The 680-nt window shown below is 57.5% G+C and carries 1 protein-coding gene; it reads left to right on the top strand.

Annotated features, from left to right (window positions below; translation table 11 throughout):
- The first annotated feature begins 183 nt into the window (after positions 1-183).
- Positions 184-417 carry a hypothetical protein gene (locus QMX97_RS32020; protein WP_010212068.1) on the top strand — a complete coding sequence of 78 codons (234 nt, stop codon included), beginning with the start codon at positions 184-186 and terminating at the stop codon, positions 415-417.
- The last annotated feature ends 263 nt before the right edge of the window (positions 418-680 follow it).

The following is a 680-nucleotide window of genomic DNA, read 5'->3' as shown; positions in this document are numbered from 1 at the left end:
AAGGCGGAGTGCCAGGCGTTTATAGGGCACTGATACACCGCCTTCGCGAGCAAGCCCGCTGCCACATTTTAACCAAGGCATACCGGCACCATTCATCAAGCCGCAAAGAAACCTGGCCAGATCCTCAGCGATTCCGGGTGGATGACTGATATAATCCCGGCCTTTCGTGGAGAACAGACTTTTATGCCAACGTCCTTTCTGGAAATTGTTGAGTTGCCTGACGGCCGAATCGAGCTGCGCCGGGCTGAGGACGAGGGTTCTCTGGTTATTCTGGATTTTTCCGAGGACGCCAAGGTGTTCCTCCAAGGCCAGCACGTGGAAGTGGCTAAAGCCATGTTGAGCGTGGGCGTGCAGATGGCTGGTCGCCTGGCGGAAGGCGAGCCGGAGAAAGAAGACGGGCCGCGAGTGCTTCACTGAGTTCTGTTGTTAGCAGGCTTGTTGTGGCGGAGGCGGGTGTCTTGAGGGGCGCCAGATCTCTTGAGGTGAGTCAGGTTTGCTTTGGCGAGTAGGCTTGTTGAGGTGAATCGGCTTGCTGGTTAATCGGCGTGTTGTGGTGAGCTGGCTTGTGTGGCGAGCGGGCTTGCCCCGCGTTGGGCTGCGAAGCAGCCCTAGATGGATTCAACGCGATGTATCAGGTATTCCACGGTGCTTGGTTTTGGGGCCGCTTCGCAGCCCAACGC

This window comes from Pseudomonas sp. PS01298 (assembly GCF_029959745.1).
Lineage (GTDB): Bacteria > Pseudomonadota > Gammaproteobacteria > Pseudomonadales > Pseudomonadaceae > Aquipseudomonas > Aquipseudomonas aylmerensis.
This window is presented reverse-complemented; position numbering and strand designations above follow the sequence as displayed.